This window comes from Rhodoferax sp., from assembly GCF_039922535.1.
Lineage (GTDB): Bacteria > Pseudomonadota > Gammaproteobacteria > Burkholderiales > Burkholderiaceae_C > Rhodoferax_B.
Genome location: NZ_JBDTEM010000175.1, coordinates 1 through 18,264, shown reverse-complemented (window position 1 = coordinate 18,264; position 18,264 = coordinate 1). Strand labels below are relative to the sequence as shown.

Here is an 18,264-nt window from a genome sequence, read left to right as displayed (position 1 = left end):
TTCCAGCAGCTTGCCCTTCCAGGCGTTCCAGACCTTGGGGCTGGTGCCGCGGATGTCGGCTACCGTCAGCAGGTACAGGGCGGTCAGGTAGCGCTCGTTGCCCATGCGTTTGGCGAAGGCGGCGATTACGTCGGGGTCGCTGAGGTCGGCCTTTTGGGCCACACGGCTCATGGTCAGGTGCTCGGTGACCAAAAATTCGATCAACCGGCTGTCTTCGGCGGCAATGTGGTGCTGGGTGCAAAAACGCCGCACTTCGCGGGCACCCAGGTCGGAATGGTCGCCGCCCCGGCCTTTGGCAATGTCGTGGAACAGTGCCGCCACGTACAAGATCCAGGGTTTGTCCCAGCCCGCACCCAGCTGCGAGCAGGCCGGGTATTCGTGGGCGTGTTCGGCCATGAAGAAGCGGCGCACATTGCGCAGCACCATCATGATGTGCTGGTCTACCGTGTAGACGTGGAACAGGTCGTGCTGCATTTGCCCCACGATGCGCCGAAATACCCACAGATAGCGCCCCAACACCGAGGTGTCGTTCATCAGCCGCAGCGCATGGGTAATGCCCGAAGGGGCCTGCAAAATCGCCAGAAACGTCGCCCGGTTCACCGGGTCGTTGCGAAACTTGGCGGTCATCACGCCGCGGGCGTTGTACAGCGCGCGCAGCGTGCGCGCCGACAGGCCGTGGATGCCGCCTGCCGTTTCGTACAGCAAAAAAGTTTCCAGAATCGCGTGTGGATGGCGGGTGTACAGATCGTCGCTGGCCACCTCGATCATTCCGGCTTTTTCAAAAAACCGCTCATTGATGGGGCGCAGCGCGTGGGTAGACGGGTTGAGGCGCTCCTCGATGTTGAGCAGCACGATCTGGTTCAACTGGCTGACAGCCTTGGCGGCCCAGTAGTAGCGGCGCATCAGTGCCTCGCTGGCACGCACCGGCAAGCCGGTGTCTTCGGACACGGTTTGGTAGCCAAACGATTCGGCCACGGCGGTTTGCAGGTCGAACACCAGCCGGTCTTCGCGGCGACCGGCCGTGAGGTGCAGGCGGGCGCGGATCAGGCACAGCAAGGACTCGTTGCGCTTGAGCTGCTTGGCCTCGTGCGGGGTGGCGATGCCGCTGCGCACCAGTTCATCCCAGGTTTTGCCCAGCTTGGCGGCCTTGGCCACCCACAAAATAGTCTGCAGGTCGCGCAGGCCGCCGGGCGACTCTTTGCAGTTGGGTTCGAGCGAAAACGGTGTGTTTTCAAACTTGTTGTGCCGCTGGCGCATTTCCAGGGTTTTGGCCACGAAAAATGCGCGCGGGTCCAGCGCGTCCGACAGGCGCTTGCGGAACTGGTTGAACAGCTTGGTGTCGCCGGTGACCAGGCGCGATTCGAGTAGCGAGGTCTGTACCGTGACATCTTTGCTGGCTTCGGCCAGACAGTCGTCCACCGTGCGCACGCTGGAGCCGATCTCCAACCGGGTATCCCAGCAACTGCCGATGAAGCTCTCAATGCGGGCCTTGAGCGCCGGGTCTGCCTCGGGTGACACGCCCTCGGGCATCAGTATCAACACGTCGATGTCGGAACAGGGAAACAGCTCGCCCCGGCCAAATCCACCCACCGCGACTAGCGCGAAGGAGGGGGTAAATCCGGCAATCGCCCACAGGCCGCGCAGGATGTCGTCGGTCAGTGCCGACAGGTTCTGCAGCGTGGTCCGCACGCCACGGGTGCTGGCACCGCTCTCCCGCACCGCTTCGAGCAGCAGCGACTTTTCATCCAGGTAGTGCGCCCGCAATGCGGGGATATCGGTCATCAGACCTGCGTCGCGTTTCACGCGGTGGCAGCAGCTTGTACGGGCACAAAGGCCGGCGTAGGCGGGCTTCCCGCGGACAGCGTCAGCACTTCGTAGCCGGTTTCGGTGACCAGAATCGTGTGCTCCCACTGGGCGGACAGCGAATGGTCTTTGGTGACGATGCTCCAGCCGTCTTTTTCAGGGCCTTCCTTGATCTCCTTCTTGCCCGCGTTGATCATCGGCTCGATGGTGAAGGTCATGCCAGTTTTCAGCATCTCCAGCGTGCCGGGCTTGCCATAGTGCAGCACCTGCGGCTCTTCGTGGAAGATGCGGCCAATGCCGTGGCCGCAAAACTCGCGCACCACGCTGAAACCGTTGCTTTCGGCAAAGCGCTGGATGGCGTGGCCGATGTCGCCCAGGTGGATGCCGGGCTTGACCATCTTGATACCGTGCCACATCGCGTCGTAGGTTAGGGCGGCCAGACGCTTGGCCAAAATGCTGCCTTCGCCCGCTATGAACATGCGGCTGGTGTCGCCGTGCCAGCCGTCTTTGATGACGGTCACGTCGATGTTCACGCTATCGCCTTTTTTCAGCGGCTTGTCGTTGGGAATGCCGTGGCAAACCTGGTGGTTGACCGAGGTGCAGATCGATTTGGGGTAGGGGACGTTACCGCCGCCGGTGTAGTTCAACGGGGCCGGAATGCCGCCTTGCACCTGGGTGATGTAGTCATGCGCCAGCTTGTCGAGGTGGTTAGTGGTCACGCCGGGTACTACGTGGGGGGTCAGGTAGTCGAGCACTTCGGAAGCCAGGCGGCCCGCGACGCGCATACCTGCGATGCCGTCTGCGTCTTTGTAGGTGATGGTCATAGCCCCTAATTATCCTAGATGCCGCGATGGGTTGCTGCGCCGCCTTTGGGACTTTGCGCAGCCGTTAAAATTCTGCGCTCTAGGGTTTGCCCGTAGCAGCGGTTTGCGCGCTGCGCCACCGGGCCACCCAGTCCACATTTTTCCCCAACCAGGCCGCCACCGTGACCTTGCATATCTCTCTGTTTGAAGGCGGCAACGCCCTTAGCGACTTCCGTGTTCAGCAACTCCTGCCCCGGCTGCAAGCCATCCATGAAAAGATCACCGGCGTGGCCGCACGCTTTGTGCACTTGGTGGCCAGCGATGCCGCGCCTGCGGATGCCGTGCGTGCGCAACTGGCGGGTTTGCTGACCTACGGCGACCCGTATGCAGGCCCCACCGAAGGCCCCTTGCTGGTGGTCACGCCGCGTTTTGGCACCGTGTCGCCCTGGGCTTCCAAAGCCACCGACATTGCCCACAACTGTGGCCTGGCGGTGCGCCGGGTGGAGCGTTTCGTCGAATACCGCCTGACGGTGAAGCAGCCTTTGCTGGGCAAAACCACCTTGTCGGTTGAGCAACTGGCCCATGTGGCCGACCTGCTACACGACCGCATGACCGAAAGCGCCATGCTAGACCGCAGCCAAGCCCAAGAGCTGTTTACCGCATTGGAAGCCGCCCCACTGGCCCAGGTAGATGTACTCGGCGGTGGCCGGGCTGCGCTGCTGGCCGCCAACACCGAATTCGGCCTGGCCCTGGCCGACGACGAAATTGACTACCTGGTCAACGCCTTCACCACGCTGCAACGCAACCCCAGCGATGTGGAACTGATGATGTTTGCCCAGGCCAACAGCGAGCACTGCCGCCACAAAATCTTCAACGCCGAGTTCACCATCGACGGCGTGGCCCAGACCAAGAGCCTGTTCGGCATGATCCGCAACACCCACCAGTTGGCGCCGCAGCACAGCGTGGTGGCGTACTCGGACAACGCCTCCGTCATGGAAGGTTACGAGATCGAGCGTTTCTTAGCCAAATCAGCCTCCAGCACAGATAGCACCAGCGCAAGCAGCTACGAAAAGAGTAGCGCCCTGCACCACGTGCTGATGAAGGTGGAAACCCATAACCACCCCACCGCCATCTCGCCGTTCCCCGGTGCGTCTACCGGCGCGGGCGGCGAAATCCGCGACGAAGGTGCCACTGGCCGGGGCTCCAAGCCCAAGGCAGGCCTGACTGGCTTCACCGTCTCCAAGCTCTGGCCGCAAGAGGGCGACGTGTCTATTGGCAAACCCGAGCACATTGCCAGCCCCTTGAGCATCATGACCGAGGGCCCGCTGGGCGGCGCGGCTTTCAACAACGAATTTGGTCGGCCCAACCTGCTGGGCTACTTTCGCGAATACGAGCAAACCGTGACCTCCGACGTGGACAGCATCCGCCGCGGCTACCACAAGCCCATCATGCTGGCCGGTGGCCTGGGCACCATCGACGCGACGCAAACGCACAAGCTCGAATTTCCCGCCGGTTCGCTGCTGATCCAGCTGGGCGGCCCCGGCATGCGCATCGGCATGGGTGGCAGCGCTGCCAGCTCCATGGCCACGGGAGCCAACGCGGCCTCGCTGGACTTTGACTCGGTGCAGCGCGGCAACCCGGAAATCGAACGCCGGGCGCAAGAAGTGATTAACCAGTGCTGGATGCAGGGCGCCGAAAACCCGATTTTGGCGATCCACGACGTCGGCGCAGGCGGCCTGAGCAACGCCTTCCCCGAGCTGACCAACGATGCGGGCCGGGGCGCGCGTTTCGACCTGCGCGGCGTGCCGCTGGAAGAAAGCGGCATGAGCCCGAAGGAAATCTGGTGCAACGAGAGCCAGGAACGCTACGTGATGGCCATCGCGCCCGAGTCGCTGGCTGCCTTTACCGCGCTGTGCGAACGCGAGCGCTGCCCGTTCTCGGTGGTCGGAGTCGCAACCGAAGAACGCCAACTGGTTGTGGCCGATGACGGCGCCGCCAGCCCGGTCGATATGCCCATGAACGTGCTGCTGGGCAAGCCGCCCAAAATGCATCGCGACGTGCAGACCGTGGCCCGCACCTTCCAACCCGTGGATTTGACCGGCGTGAGCCTGCAAAAGGCCACGATTGACGTGCTGGCCCATCCCACCGTGGCCAGCAAGCGCTTCTTGATCACCATCGGCGACCGCACTGTCGGCGGCATGAGCCACCGCGACCAGATGGTCGGCCCCTGGCAGGTGCCGGTGGCAGATTGCGCCGTGACCCTGGCCGATTACAAGGGCTTCGCCGGCGAGGCTATGGCCCTGGGCGAGCGCACGCCGCTGGCGGCGGTCAACGCCCCCGCGTCGGGCCGCATGGCCGTGGCCGAGGCCATTACCAACCTGCTGGCTGCGCCGTTCGAGCTGCCGCGCGTCAAGCTCTCCGCCAACTGGATGGCCGCGTGCGGCGAACCCGGCGAAGACGCCGCCCTGTACGCCACCGTGAAAGCCGTGGGCATGGAGCTGTGCCCGGCGCTGGGCATTTCCATCCCCGTGGGCAAAGACAGCCTGTCGATGCGCACGCAGTGGACGGATGCGGATGACAAAAAGAAGGTGACTTCCCCCGTCAGCCTGATCGTCACCGCCTTCGCCACCCTGGCCGATGTGCGCGGCACGCTGACCCCGCAGCTCAACGCCACGGAAGACACCACGCTGATCTTGGTGGACCTGGGCAAAGGCCAGAACCGCATGGGCGGCAGCATCCTGGCGCAAACCCTGAACCAGGTGGGCGACACCGTGCCCGACCTGGACGACCCGCAAGATTTGGTGAACCTGGTCAACGCTGTCAACGCGTTGCGCCCCAAGCTGTTGGCCTACCACGACCGCAGCGACGGCGGCCTGTTTGCGGCCGCCTGCGAAATGGCGTTTGCCGGGCACGTCGGCGTGGCCTTGAACGTAGACCTGCTGGTCACCGAAGGCGACGGCATCAGCGACAGCCGCATGGACGTGGGCGACAGCAAAAACTGGGCGGGTCAGGTCGGCCCGCGCCGCGAAGAGCTGACGCTCAAAGCGCTGTTCAACGAGGAACTCGGCGTGCTGCTGCAAGTGCGCACGTCCGACCGCGATGCTGCCATCCAGACCCTGCGGACGCACGGCCTGGCCAAGCACAGCCACATCGTCGGCAAAACCCGTCCCGCCAGCAGCGCCATCAGCGCAGGCGTGGGCGAAGTGCAGGTCTGGCGCGATGCCAAGGCCGTGTTCGCTGCCCGCCTGGCCGACCTGCACCAAGTGTGGGACAGCGTGAGCTGGAAGATCTGCCAGCAGCGCGACAATCCCGCTGGAGCCGATGCCGAGCACGCTGCCGCCGGTGCACCTGCCGATCCCGGCATGCATGTATTTATAGAGCCAAATAGTGCTCTGGCGCAGGTGGCATCTGCGCAGGCAGCTACTAAACCCATAGCGTCGCCTGCCTTGCTGCTGACCCGCCCCAAAGTCGCCGTGCTGCGCGAGCAGGGCGTGAATTCGCACACCGAGATGGCCTACGCCTTCGGTCTGGCTGGTTTCGATGCCTTTGACGTGCACATGACCGATTTACAAACTGGCCGCGCCAAGCTGCAAGACTTCCAGGCCGTGGTGGCCTGCGGCGGCTTCAGCTACGGCGACACCCTGGGTGCGGGCATCGGCTGGGCGCGCAGCATCACCTTCAACCCGGTGCTGGCCGCAGAGTTCAAAGCCTTTTTCGCCCGCCAAGACACGCTGGCGCTGGGCGTGTGCAACGGCTGCCAGATGTTTGCCGAGCTGGCCGACATCATCCCTGGCGCACAAGCCTGGCCACGCTTCACCACCAACCGCAGCGAGCGCTTTGAAGCCCGCCTGTCCATGGTCGAAGTGCTGGAATGCCCCAGCGTGTTCCTGCAAGGCATGGCCGGTAGCCGCCTGCCCATCGCGGTGGCACACGGCGAGGGCTACGCCAACTTTGCCTACCGCGGCGATGCTGCCCAAGCGATTGCCGCCATGCGTTTCGTCGACAACTTCGGTGCCGCCACCGAGGTCTATCCAAACAACCCGAACGGCAGCGCCGGTGGCCTGACCGCGGTCACTACTGCCGACGGCCGCTTCACCGCCATGATGCCGCACCCCGAGCGTGTGTTCCGCAATGTGCAAATGAGCTGGACCAGCGGGAGCACAAGCGATTTCAGCCCCTGGATGCAGCTCTGGCACAACGCGCGGCGCTGGTTGGGCTAGGGGGCCCAACCTAGGCGAAAAACCAGGTTCAGGCCTCCAGCCGGAACCGGCTGACTGCCTCGGTCAGCGCATCCGCCTGCTCGCGCAGCGACTCGGATGCGGCGGCGGATTCTTCTACCAGGGCCGAGTTTTGCTGCGTCACCTGGTCCACCTGGCCCACCGACTCGCTGATCTGGGCAATGCTGCTGCTTTGGCCGCTGGCCTGCTTGGACAGGGTGCGGATGATGGTGGTGACCTGTTGCACGCTGCCCACGATGTCGTCCATGGTGGTGCCTGCGCGGGCCACCAACTTGGCGCCTTCGTCGGCCTTGGCCACCGAGGTGCCAATCAGCGTGCTGATCTCTTTGGCCGCCTGGGCTGAGCGCTGGGCCAGCAGGCGCACTTCACTGGCCACCACGGCAAAGCCACGACCTTGTTCGCCTGCGCGGGCGGCTTCCACGGCGGCGTTGAGCGCCAGGATGTTGGTCTGGAAGGCGATGCTGTCGATCACGCTGGTGATGTCGGCAATCTTTTTGGAGCTGGCGTTGATCTCGCGCATGGTCACCACCACCTGCGACACCACTTCACCACCGCGCGTGGCCACTTCGGCGGCCGACTGGGCCATCTGGTTGGCCTGGGCGGCGGCGCTGGCGCTCTCCTGCACATTGCCGGTGAGTTCGGCCATGGCGGCCACGGTTTCTTCCAGGTTGGCGGCGGTGTGCTCGGTGCGGTGGCTCAGGTCTTGGTTGCCTGCGGCAATTTCGGTGCTGGACGCGTGGATGGTGCGGGCGGCCAGTTGCACCTGCGACACCAGTTCACGTAAAAACACCTGCATGCGCCCCATGGCGTTGACCAGTTGGCCAATCTCGTCGTTGTGCTGCGCCTGTACCGGCACAAACAGATGGCCTTGGGCGATGGCTTCGGCAATGTTGCCGGCCTGGGCCAGCGACCGGGTGAGGCTGCGCACGGTGAAAAACGTCAAAGGAATCAGTACCAGCAAAGCCAGCACCAAAATCCCCATCTGGATGCCCGACAGCACCAGGGTGCGGTGGTCAATGCCCGCCTGAGAGGCCTGCATGTCTTCGCGCGAGGTGGTGGCGGCTTGCTGCAGCAGGCTGTCTATGGCATCCACGTGCGACTTTTGCTTTTCGGCATAAGCCCCGCCCACTGAGCCGTCGATCTGCGCCCCCTCGATCTGCGCCAGCACCGGCGACATGCCATCGGTGTAAGCCTTGATCTCGGCCTGCGAGGTGTCGAGCATCTTCAAATAGGTGGTGTCGCTGCCCTGGCTGCTGCGCAATGCAGCCAGCCCTTTGCCAAAGCTTTGCAGCGACTTTTGCCAGGATTCGCGCAGCACAGCCACTTCGACCGCGTTGTTGAAGCTGATGATGATGTCTTTTTCATTGCGGCGCACCTGGGCCAGGGTGATACGCAGCTCGTTCATGTCGGTCAGGGTCTGCACCTTTTGCTCGACCAGCACCTTCACCGTGCCCCGGGTGGAGTCCAGCGCCCAGTAGCCTAAAAGCCCAATGGCCACCAGCAGCAGCAATGAAAATGCGGTGCTGAAATACAAGCGAAAGCGGATCGAAAAGCGGTTGAGCGGGTTCATAGGGGGTCTTTGTTACACGAGAGGTCTAAGGGCAAAGGCTCAGGCTTTCAGTAAGTAAGCGTAACAATAACCGTGCCAATCTGGAAGGGTTAAGCCCCACGGAGGTAAATATTCCGTACTTTCAGTCAGGGTTACGCACTTTGGAGTCAGGGGAAGCTCGCGTGCCGGTTATACCCTGTCGGGCCGCTGTGCGCATGTAACTGCAGTTACATTTCAATGGGCCATTAGAAGAACGCGGAAACAGTGCGTGGCGCTACTAGTGGCGCGGGAGGTGCAAGGCTGCAACCCTGATCGCACCGCCTTGGCGCAGGGCGATGCGATTTTTAGAAATAAATGAGCGTTAGCGCTTGTGCCGATCGCACAAGCTGCGATGAATGCCGTAAGCCGTCTACGCGACCAAGACCAGATGCTTGGCCGTGGGCTGCAGTCTTACTTGGTGACTTCGTGGCCGACGACGCCGCCAACGGCGGCACCTGCGGCCGTGCCCAGCACGCCGCCGCCCAGGACATTGCCGGCCACGCCGCCGATCACGGCACCGGTAGCAGTGCCTTTTTCCTGGTGGGTCATGCCTGCACAGCCGCCCAGGCTAAGCAGGGTGGCTGCGATGGTGGCAACGGTGGCGGTGGTTGCATAGTGGCGTAGGGAGTTCATGGTGGGTTCCTTGTGGATGGTGGATACCCCAGTATGGAAAATACGCCGCGCAACACACAGCAGACGAGGCCGCTAGTGCATGTAGTTACTGTCCTACGTCCGGTATGTTTTTTCGCACTAACAGATAGTTGTTTCACCGACTTACACTTCCCCACGTACGCGGGTATGGTTTGAAACAGTAAGGTGCTTGAGTGGACCTACCCCAGAATTAATCCAGGAGACAAGACATGCAAAAGAGAAACTTTCTGCGGGCCTCAGCGCTTGCTGTGACTACGTTGGTAGCTACATATTCCGTAGCGCAAGACAACACCTTCAAGATTGGTCTGATCTTGCCCATGACCGGACAGCAGGCCTCCACCGGTCGGCAGATCGAGGCGGCGGCCAAGCTCTACATGGCGCAAAACGGCGACACCGTGGCGGGCAAAAAGATCCAGCTGATCGTCAAAGACGACACCAGCGTCCCGGATGTGACCAGGCGTATGGCCCAGGAGCTGGTGGTGAACGACAAGGTGAACGTGCTGGCGGGCTTTGGCATCACGCCGTCCGCCCTGGCCACTGCACCCATCGCGACGCAGTCGAAAACCCCCATGGTGGTGATGGCTGCTGCTACCAGCAGCATTACCCAGGCATCGCCCTACATCGTGCGCACCAGCTTCACGCTGCCCCAGGCCGCGGTCAGCATGGCCGACTGGGCCCCCAAGAACGGCATCAAGACCGTGGTGACCCTGGTCAGCGACTACGGCCCCGGCCTGGATGCCGAGAAGTATTTCAAAGAGCGCTTCTTGTTCAACGGTGGCCAGGTGCCCGAGTCGCTGCGGGTGCCCCTGCGCGGACCCGACTTTGCGCCGTTTCTGCAGAAAGTACGCGATCTGAAGCCCGACGCACTGTTTGTGTTTGTGCCGTCCGGCGCGGGCGCGGCGGTGATGAAGCAGTTTCTGGAACGCGGCATGGACAAGGCCGGTATCAAGCTGATCGGCACCGGTGACGTGACCGACGACGACCAGCTCAACGACATGGGAGACGGCGCTTTGGGCGTGGTCACCTCGCACCACTATTCCACCGACCACCCCTCGGCCCTGAACACCAAGTTTGTCGAAGCCTTCGGCAAGGCCAACAAGGGCCTGCGCCCCAATTTCATGGCCGTGGGCGGCTACGACGGCATGCGCGTGATCTACGAAGCCCTGCGTGCCAGCAAAGGCCAGGGCGGTGGCGATGCGCTGCTGGCGGCCATGAAGGGCCAGATTTTTGAGAGCCCGCGCGGCCCGATCTTCATCGACGCGCAAACCCGGGACATCGTGCAAAACATCTACCTGCGCAAGGTGGAGCGCAAAAACGGCCAGCTCTACAACGTCGAGTTTGCGGTCATCAAAGACGTCAAAGACCCCGGGAAGGCGAAGTAAACCCCGAAGCTGCCGCGCATGTTGACGATTCTTTTTGACGGCATCGCCTACGGCATGCTGTTGTTTATTTTGGCGGTGGGCCTGGCCGTGACTATGGGGCTGATGAACTTCATCAACCTGGCCCACGGCGCGTTTGCCATGGTGGGCGGCTACGCCACGGTGTTGCTGATGCAGCGCACCAACGTGCCGTTTTTGCTCTGCCTGCCGCTGGCGTTTGCCATCTCGGCGCTGCTGGGTGCGGTGCTGGAGCGCACGCTGTACCGGCCGCTGTACCGCAAGCCGCACCTGGACCAGGTGCTGTTTTCCATCGGCCTGACCTTTATGGCGGTGGCCAGTGCCGACTACTTCATCGGCTCCAGCCCGCAAATCATCCAGCTGCCCGAATGGCTCAAGGGCCGCACCGAGCTGGGCGAGGGCGCCTGGATGCTGGGCATGGGCCACTACCGTTTGTTCATCATCGCGGTGTGCACGGCGTTGACCGTGGCCTTGCAGTACGTGCTGGCCCGCACCCGCTTTGGCACGCGTTTGCGCGCCTCCGTGGACGACCAGCGGGTGGCGGCGGGCCTGGGCATCAACGTGAACGTGGTGTTTTTGGGTACCTTTGCCGTGGGCTCCGGACTGGCCGGGCTGGGCGGCGCGCTGGGGGCCGAAGTGCTGGGCCTGGACCCGACGTTTCCGCTCAAGTACATGGTGTACTTTTTGATTGTGGTGGCCGTGGGCGGCACCTCCAGCATCACCGGGCCGCTGCTGGCCGCGCTGCTGCTGGGCATTGCCGACGTGGCGGGCAAGTACTACATCCCCAAGCTGGGTGCCTTTATCGTTTACAGCCTGATGATTGCGATTTTGATCTGGCGGCCCCAAGGCCTGTTCGTGCGGCAAGGGGGCAAATGATGGCGACCGACGCACAAAACCTGTTGCTGCGCAGTGGCCGCTGGAAGCCCTGGGAAATCGCGCTGTGGTTGCTGGCCCTGGCCGCACCCTGGGTGCTGCCGCGCCACGCGCTGATCGTCAACGAGATCGCCATCGTGGCGCTGTTTGCCTTGTCGCTGGATTTGATTTTGGGCTACACCGGCATCGTGTCGCTGGGCCATGCGGCCTTCTTCGGCATGGGAGCGTATTCCGCAGCTTTGTTCGCCAAGCTCGTGATGCCCGACCCGCTGGTGGGCCTGGCGGTGGGCATCGCCACGGCCACGCTGCTGGGCGCCGTGTGCAGTGCGACGATTTTGCGTGGCACCGACCTGACGCGGCTGATGGTGACCCTGGGCGTGGGCCTGATCCTGATGGAGCTGGCCAACAAGCTGGACTGGCTGACCGGCGGTGCCGACGGCCTGCAAGGCGTGGTGATGGGGCCGGTGCTGGGCCGGTTTGAATTCGATCTGGCGGGGCAGACGTCTGCCTGCTATTCGCTGGTGGTGTTGCTGGTTCTGTTTGTGCTGGCGCGGCGGCTGGTGCACTCGCCCTTTGGGGCTACGCTCAAGGCCATCCGTGACAACCGCCTGCGGGCCATGGCGATCGGCATCCCGGTGCACAGCCGCCTGGTGGTTGTGTACACGCTGGCGGCAGGCATGGCCGGTGCGGCGGGGGCCTTGCTGGCGCAGACCTCGGGCTTTGCGTCGCTGGACCTGTTTGAGTTTCACCGCTCGGCCGATGTGATGCTGATTTTGGTGGTGGGCGGTGTGGGCTGGCTGTACGGCGGTGTGCTGGGCGCCATTGTGTTCAAGCTGATGCAAGACGCGCTCTCCAGCATCACACCGCAGTACTGGACCTTCTGGATCGGCCTGTTTTTGGTGGTGCTGGTGCTGGTGGGCCGCGAACGCCTGCTGCGCCCCTGGACCTGGCGCTTGCTGCGTAAATACCGGAGCGCGCCATGAGCAGCGCAAAAACCGTACTCTCCGCCCAAGGCCTGGTGATGCAGTTTGGCGGTATCACCGCCACCAACAACGTCACGCTGGACCTGCACCAGGGCGCGCGCCACGCGCTGATCGGCCCCAACGGTGCAGGCAAGACCACGCTGATCAACCTGCTGACCGGCGTGCTGCAGCCCACGGCGGGCCGCATCGTGCTGGAAGGGCAGGACATCACCCAGTTGCCACCGCACCAGCGCGTGCGCCGTGGGCTGGTGCGCACCTTCCAGATCAACCAGTTGTTTGACTCCCTGACTCCGCTGGAAACCCTGGCCATGACGGTGTCCCAGCACCGGGGCCTGGGCGGAGCGTGGTGGCAGGCGCTGGGTGCGCGCCGCGATGTCACCCAGCGCTGCGAACAATTGCTGGAGCAGTTCCACCTGACCGCCGTGATGGCCCAAGAGACCCGGGTGCTGGCGTACGGCAAGCGCCGCCTGCTGGAAATCGCCATTGCCCTGGCCTGCGAACCGCGCGTGCTGCTGCTGGACGAGCCGGTGGCCGGTGTGCCTGCGGGCGAGCGCGAAGAACTGCTGCACACCGTGGCCGCGCTGCCGCCCGAGGTGTCGATTTTGCTGATTGAGCACGACATGGACCTGGTTTTCAGCTTTGCCAAGCGCATGACGGTGCTGGTCAACGGCACGGTGCTGACCGAAGGCGACCCGCAGACCATCGCTAACGACCCGCAGGTCAAAGCCGTGTATCTAGGGCACAGCGAGGAAGCCCATGGCTGAACTACTGAACATTGAGGGCCTGAGCGCCGGTTACGGCGAGGCCGTGGTGCTGCATGGCGTGTCGCTGACACTGCACGCAGGCCAGACGCTGGCCTTGCTGGGCCGCAACGGTACCGGCAAAACCACGCTCATCAACACCCTGGCCGGGGCCACGCGCCAACACGCGGGCAGCATTAGCCTGGGTGGGGTGGTGCTGCACCGCCTGCCGTCGCACGAGCGCGCCGCCGCCGGTATCGGCTGGGTGCCGCAAGAGCGCAACATCTTCAAGTCGCTCACCGTGCACGAGAACCTGACTGCGGTAGCCCGACCCGCGCGGGCCGGGCGCAGTGCCAGTCCCTGGACACCCGAGCGTGTCTACAGCCTGTTTCCCCGGCTGGCCGAGCGCAAAACCAACCTGGGTACCCAGCTCTCGGGCGGCGAGCAGCAAATGCTGGCCATGGGTCGGGCCCTGGTGCTCAACCCCACGTTGTTGCTGCTGGACGAGCCCTGTGAAGGCCTGGCACCCATCATCGTGCAGGAGCTGCTGCAGGCCATCCGCCGCATCACCCGCGAAGAAGGCCTGTCGGCCATCCTGGTCGAGCAGCATCCGCAGGCGATTCTGGCCATCTCCGACACCGCCGCCGTGTTGGACCGTGGCACGGTGGTGTACACCGGCACGGCGCAGAGCCTGCAGGAGCAGCCGGAGTTGTTGGGCAAGCTGCTGGGCGTGGCCCGGTAGGTTTTAGGAAATTTATAGAAAAAAGGCCTCCAGCGCAGATACTACCTGCGCTGGCAGCTACTGAATAAATAGCAAATCCTGTACCGCTCAAGCCCCCAGCAGTTGCGGCTGCGGGTGCTGTTCCAGGTACCAGGCGCGCAGCCCGTCGTCCTCGAACGCGTAGTCACCGCGTCCGGCGCGCCAGATCAGTTCCTTGTCGCGCAGTGCGTCCAGCGCACCCTGGATGGCCGAGTTGTTCAGCGGCTTGCCCACCACTGCCCGGTAGGCGGCCAGCGCGGCTTCGGCGAACGGGGTGTAGTCGGGCGACAGGCGGGCAATCGCGTCCAGCACGGCTTTTTGCGCGTCGGGCAGGGCGTTATAGGTCGAGGCAAATTCCTGCCAGGCCCGGTGCTGGATTTCTTGGGCATTGCGCTCGATCAGCGCGTCCAGCGCCTGCGCGCCGCCCCAGTCGGCCACCGCCTCGCCGACCACGCGCTTGAGCATTTCCGGCCTGCGCCCCACCAGGGTAAAAGCGCGCTCCAGCGTGTCGGCGCTGAACGACTTGCCGTCGGCAAATTGGGGTTTGAGCCATTCGGCATAGGCCTCCACAAAGCCCCGGTCCAGCAGCGGGAAGCGCGTCACGCCAGCACCGTAAAACGGCTCGCTGCGGCGCAGCACCAGGTGGGTGAGCTTGTCGCGGTTGGAGCCGGTCATCACCAGATGCAGGCCCCGGATGGCCCGGCCCTGGTTGAGGCGGTCGCGCGCCGCCTTGAGGGCAAACATGGCCCGCGTGCCGGCTTCGGTAGACAGGGCGTGCTGGGCTTCGTCGACCAGCAACACCAGCGGCTTGCCGCTTTTGGTGTGCAGCCGCTCCAGTGCGTCCGACAAAGTGGCACCGCCGGGCTGGCCGATCTTGCTCAGGTCCAGGCTCAGCGCGCCCAGCACGTTGAGCTTGTCCAGGCCCACGCTTTTGGCGGCCTTGAGCACCGGGCCGTCCAACTGGGCCAGCGTGTCGCGCACCACGGCGATGATCAGCTCCGCCGGGTCGCGGCTGCGGTCCGACCACAGATCGACATACAGGGTTTGCCAGCCGCGCGCGCGCATCTCGGGCACCATGTCTTCGCGCAAGAAGGTGGACTTGCCGGTACGCCGGGGTGCTGCCAGAAACAGGCCCGAGGTCGCGTCCAAAATGCCGCGGCCTTCCAGCGCATCGCAGTAGCTGGCGGCCAGTGCCGTGCGGCGGTAGGTGAAAGGTTCTGCCATGGGGTTCCCTGGTTTTAGGGTTGAATTATGTACCAAGGGGTAATTTTATGACTTTTAGAATAATAAAAGCATAAAGCCCGCAGGGGACACGCAAAGGCACCGGGGCGCAGGCTGCAAAAATGGAGCTTAAAATAGCCCGCTAGCGCAGGTTTCATATGCGCTGACAGCTACGTAAAACATAGCTATCGACCGACGGGCTACCGTACCGCGTCCAAGGCCTCGGGTAAACTGACTTTTCTCTGTGCTGCCTGCGGCTGCATACAAACCATTTCTAAAACCCGGCACAAGCCCTCCATTTCCCGGTGCGCCTCCAATCCATCAAGCTCGCGGGCTTCAAGTCCTTTGCCGAACCCACCACCTTCCATCTGCCTGGGCAGTTGGTCGGGGTGGTCGGGCCGAACGGCTGCGGCAAGTCCAACATCATGGATGCGGTGCGCTGGGTGCTGGGCGAAAGCAAGGCCAGCGAGTTGCGTGGCGAGTCCATGCAGGACGTGATCTTCAACGGCACCACCACCCGCAAACCGGCCAGCCGCGCCAGCGTGGAGCTGGTGTTTGAGAACAACGACCACCGCGCGGGCGGCCAGTGGGGCCAGTTTGCCGAAATCGCCGTCAAGCGCGTGCTGACCCGCGACGGCGGCAGCAGTTACTACATCAACAACCAGGCGGTGCGCCGGCGCGACGTGCAAGACGTGTTTTTGGGCACCGGCCTGGGCCCGCGCGCCTACGCCATCATTGGCCAGGGCACCATCAGCCGCATCATCGAGTCGCGCCCCGAAGAGCTGCGCCTGTTTTTGGAAGAGGCCGCCGGTGTCTCCAAATACAAAGAGCGTCGCCGCGAGACCGAAAACCGCCTCAGCGACACCCGTGAAAATCTGACCCGGGTAGAAGACATCCTGCGCGAGCTGAACGCCAACCTGGAGCGCCTGGAAAAGCAGGCCGAGGTGGCGCAAAAGTACAACAGCCTGCACGCCAGCGCCACGCTCAAGCAGCACCAGCTGTGGTTCCTGAAAAAGGTGGATAGCGAATCCGACCAAAGCAAGGTCAAGGCCGACGCGGCCCAGGCGGTGAACGACCTGGAGTCGCGCATCGCCGACCTGCGCCACGTCGAAGCCGAGCTGGAAACCATCCGCCAGGCGCACTACGACGCGGGCGATGCCGTCAACCGCGCCCAGGGCAAGCTCTACGAGGCCAGTGCCGAAGTCGGGCGTCTGGAGGGCGAAATCCGCTTCGTGGTGGAAGGCCGCCAGCGCGTCGAGTTGCGCATGGCCACGCTGAAAGAGCAAATCCAGCAATGGGCCACCCGGCAAGAAGACGCGCATTTTGAGCTGGAAAATCTGGAGGCCACCGGGATCGAGGCCGAAGAAAAAGCCGAGCTGCTGGCCGCCCAGGTGGAAGAGCAGGCCGGGCAAATCCCCGACCTGGAAGATGCCCTGCAAACCGCCAGCCGCGCCGCCAACGCGCAGCGTACCGGCGTGGTGCAGGTGCAGCAGCAGATCCAGGTGCTGGCCGCCGACCAGCGCAGCATCGAAGAGCAAAGCCGCCAGTTTGACCAGCGCCGCGAAAAGCTGCTGACGGATAAAAAAGCCCTGGCTGCGCCCGACGAAGCGCGCTTATCGCAACTGCAAACTCAGCTAGATGAAGCCACCGAGGCCGCCAGCATCGCCGATGCCCGTCTGCACGAGCTGCAAGAATTTTTACCCCAACTCGACGAAGACCGCCGCACCAAACAGGCCGCCGTCAACACCGAATCTGCCCGCCAGGCCGATATTTCGGCCCGCATGGAAGCCCTGAAGGCGCTGCAGGAAAAGGTCAAAACCGACGGCAAGCTCAAACCCTGGCTGACCCGCCACGGCCTGGACGGCCTGCAAGGCATCTGGACCCAGCTGCACATCGAGCAGGGCTGGGAAAACGCGCTGGAAGGCGCATTGCGTGAACGCATGGGCGCGCTGGCCGTGTCCCGGCTGGAAATGGTGCGCGCCTTTGCCGGGCTGGATGGCCGCGACGTGCCGCCCACCAAGCTGGCCTTCTACAGCCCGCCGCCCGCAGGCCCGTCGCAAAATTCTGCAACCTTGCCCCGCCTTGCCGATTTGCTGCGCCTCAACGATGCCGGGCTGGCCGCGCTGCTGGGCGACTGGCTGCACGGCTGCTATACGGCCCCCAGTTTTGAAGATGCGCTGCACCAGCGCAGCCAGTTGCAGCCGGGCGAAGTGATCTACGTGCAAAGTGGCCACGCCGTAGGCCCGCACAGCGTGTCGTTTTATGCCCCCGATTCCGAGCAGGCAGGGCTGCTGGCACGCGCGCAAGAGATCGAGAGTTTAGAGAAGCAACTGCGCGCCCAGACCCTGATCAACGAGGAAACCCGCTACGCCCTGGTACGGGCCGAAGCGGCCTACAACGAGTCCTCCAGTCGCCTGGTGTCGGCTCGCCGCGAAGCCACCGAGGCGCAAACCCAGGCCCACGCGCTGCAGGTCGAAACGCTGCGCCTGGGCCAGTTGGCCGAGCAGGCGCGGCTGCGCAGCCAGCAGCTGGAAGGTGATTTGGCTGAAGTCGAAGCCCAGTTGGATGAGCTGCAAGAGCGCCGCGTGACCGCAGAAGGCCGGTTTGAAGAGCTCGACATGCAACTCGCCGACAGCCAGGAGCGCCACGCCCAGCTCGACGAGCGTGTCATCGAAGTGCAGCGCAAGCTGAATGAGTGCCGTGAACAGCAACGCAGCCTGGAACGCCAAGCCCAGGAAGCCACCTTCGCCCAGCGCAGCCTGGGAGCCCGCCGCGCGGAATTGACCCGTTCGCTGGACATGGCGCAGCAGCAAACCGTGGCCTTGGGCAGTGAGCAGCAGCGTGCCGTGGACGAACTGGCCCGCTTGAACGACGCAGCGGCCCAGGGCGGCCTGCAAACCGCGCTGGCGGCCAAGCTGGAGCGCGAGGCCGAGATGGCCGCACAGCGCAGCCAGTACGACGATTTGACCGCCCGCCTGCGCGCCAGCGACGAGGCCCGCATGCACAACGAGCGCGCCCTGGACCCGCTGCGCCAGCGCATCACCGAATTCCAGCTCAAGGAGCAGGCCGCGCGCCTGGGGTCCGAGCAGTTCAGCCAGTTGCTGACCGAAGCCAATGCCGATCTGGAAGCCATTGCCACCTCCATCGTGCAAGGCAATGTGCGCATCCCGGGTATGCAGAGCGAAATCGACCGCCTGAACCGCGAAA

General features: G+C 63.8%; 12 protein-coding genes. 7 read left to right on the top strand and 5 right to left on the bottom strand.

All coding sequences use genetic code 11. The annotated features are described in order from the left end of the window. Together glnD and map are read right to left on the bottom strand one after the other, a co-directional pair. A partial coding sequence (gene glnD / locus ABI213_RS08200) for a [protein-PII] uridylyltransferase (protein ID WP_348026691.1) occupies positions 1-1,782 on the bottom strand: 1,782 nt, incomplete at its 3' end. Between the two features lie 17 nt (positions 1,783-1,799). Then, positions 1,800-2,627: a type I methionyl aminopeptidase gene (map, locus tag ABI213_RS08195; protein WP_348026689.1), complete on the bottom strand. Its 828-nt coding sequence runs from the start codon at positions 2,625-2,627 to the stop codon at positions 1,800-1,802. Between the two features lie 161 nt (positions 2,628-2,788). Here map and purL point away from each other — a divergent pair, with 161 nt between their 5' ends. Then, complete coding sequence (gene purL, locus ABI213_RS08190; RefSeq protein ID WP_348005397.1) at positions 2,789-6,826, top strand: phosphoribosylformylglycinamidine synthase; 4,038 nt, start codon at positions 2,789-2,791, stop codon at positions 6,824-6,826. 28 nt (positions 6,827-6,854) lie between these two features. On the opposite strand, the gene ABI213_RS08185 is transcribed toward purL, so the two are convergent. Both ABI213_RS08185 and ABI213_RS08180 read right to left on the bottom strand, forming a co-directional pair. After that, positions 6,855-8,414 carry a methyl-accepting chemotaxis protein gene (locus ABI213_RS08185; RefSeq protein WP_348005396.1) on the bottom strand — a complete coding sequence of 520 codons (1,560 nt, stop codon included), beginning with the start codon at positions 8,412-8,414 and terminating at the stop codon, positions 6,855-6,857. Positions 8,415-8,843: 429 nt separating this feature from the next. After that, entirely contained in the window at positions 8,844-9,065 is a 222-nt protein-coding gene (locus ABI213_RS08180) for a glycine zipper 2TM domain-containing protein (protein WP_348005395.1), read from the bottom strand. Positions 9,066-9,292: 227 nt separating this feature from the next. Between ABI213_RS08180 and ABI213_RS08175 the strand changes: the two genes are divergently transcribed. From ABI213_RS08175 to ABI213_RS08155, 5 genes are read left to right on the top strand one after another with little or no spacing between them, the layout of a single operon-like run. Then, complete coding sequence (locus ABI213_RS08175) at positions 9,293-10,465, top strand: ABC transporter substrate-binding protein (protein WP_348005394.1); 1,173 nt, start codon at positions 9,293-9,295, stop codon at positions 10,463-10,465. 18 nt (positions 10,466-10,483) lie between these two features. Next, on the top strand, positions 10,484-11,356 hold the full coding sequence (locus ABI213_RS08170; protein ID WP_348005393.1) for a branched-chain amino acid ABC transporter permease: 873 nt from the start codon (positions 10,484-10,486) through the stop codon (positions 11,354-11,356). Next, on the top strand, positions 11,356-12,336 hold the full coding sequence (locus ABI213_RS08165) for a branched-chain amino acid ABC transporter permease (RefSeq protein ID WP_348005392.1): 981 nt from the start codon (positions 11,356-11,358) through the stop codon (positions 12,334-12,336). Before ABI213_RS08170 ends, ABI213_RS08165 begins: the two co-directional genes overlap by 1 nt. Continuing rightward, a complete protein-coding gene (locus tag ABI213_RS08160; protein WP_348005391.1) occupies positions 12,333-13,100 on the top strand; it encodes an ABC transporter ATP-binding protein in 768 nt (255 codons plus the stop codon). The genes ABI213_RS08165 and ABI213_RS08160 overlap by 4 nt, the downstream gene beginning before the upstream one ends. Then, a complete protein-coding gene (locus tag ABI213_RS08155) occupies positions 13,093-13,818 on the top strand; it encodes an ABC transporter ATP-binding protein (RefSeq protein WP_348026687.1) in 726 nt (241 codons plus the stop codon). Before ABI213_RS08160 ends, ABI213_RS08155 begins: the two co-directional genes overlap by 8 nt. Before the next feature lie 87 nt (positions 13,819-13,905). Here the strand turns inward: ABI213_RS08155 and ABI213_RS08150 are convergent, their stop codons facing one another. Continuing rightward, positions 13,906-15,060 carry a hypothetical protein gene (locus ABI213_RS08150; RefSeq protein WP_348026685.1) on the bottom strand — a complete coding sequence of 385 codons (1,155 nt, stop codon included), beginning with the start codon at positions 15,058-15,060 and terminating at the stop codon, positions 13,906-13,908. A gap of 302 nt (positions 15,061-15,362) precedes the next feature. On the opposite strand from ABI213_RS08150, the gene smc reads away from it, so the two are divergent. Next, positions 15,363-18,264 (top strand): chromosome segregation protein SMC (smc, locus tag ABI213_RS08145; RefSeq protein ID WP_348026683.1); only part of this gene is annotated, 2,902 nt, incomplete at its 3' end.

Excerpts from the sequence above, each read along its gene's own strand:
- map (WP_348026689.1), bottom strand. The coding sequence starts at position 2,627 with ATGACCATCACCTACAAAGACGCAGACGGCATCGCAGGTATGCGCGTC.
- ABI213_RS08185 (WP_348005396.1), bottom strand. The coding sequence starts at position 8,414 with ATGAACCCGCTCAACCGCTTTTCGATCCGCTTTCGCTTGTATTTCAGC.
- ABI213_RS08180 (WP_348005395.1), bottom strand. The coding sequence starts at position 9,065 with ATGAACTCCCTACGCCACTATGCAACCACCGCCACCGTTGCCACCATC.
- ABI213_RS08175 (WP_348005394.1), top strand. The coding sequence starts at position 9,293 with ATGCAAAAGAGAAACTTTCTGCGGGCCTCAGCGCTTGCTGTGACTACG.
- ABI213_RS08170 (WP_348005393.1), top strand. The coding sequence starts at position 10,484 with ATGTTGACGATTCTTTTTGACGGCATCGCCTACGGCATGCTGTTGTTT.
- ABI213_RS08165 (WP_348005392.1), top strand. The coding sequence starts at position 11,356 with ATGGCGACCGACGCACAAAACCTGTTGCTGCGCAGTGGCCGCTGGAAG.
- ABI213_RS08160 (WP_348005391.1), top strand. The coding sequence starts at position 12,333 with ATGAGCAGCGCAAAAACCGTACTCTCCGCCCAAGGCCTGGTGATGCAG.
- ABI213_RS08155 (WP_348026687.1), top strand. The coding sequence starts at position 13,093 with ATGGCTGAACTACTGAACATTGAGGGCCTGAGCGCCGGTTACGGCGAG.
- ABI213_RS08150 (WP_348026685.1), bottom strand. The coding sequence starts at position 15,060 with ATGGCAGAACCTTTCACCTACCGCCGCACGGCACTGGCCGCCAGCTAC.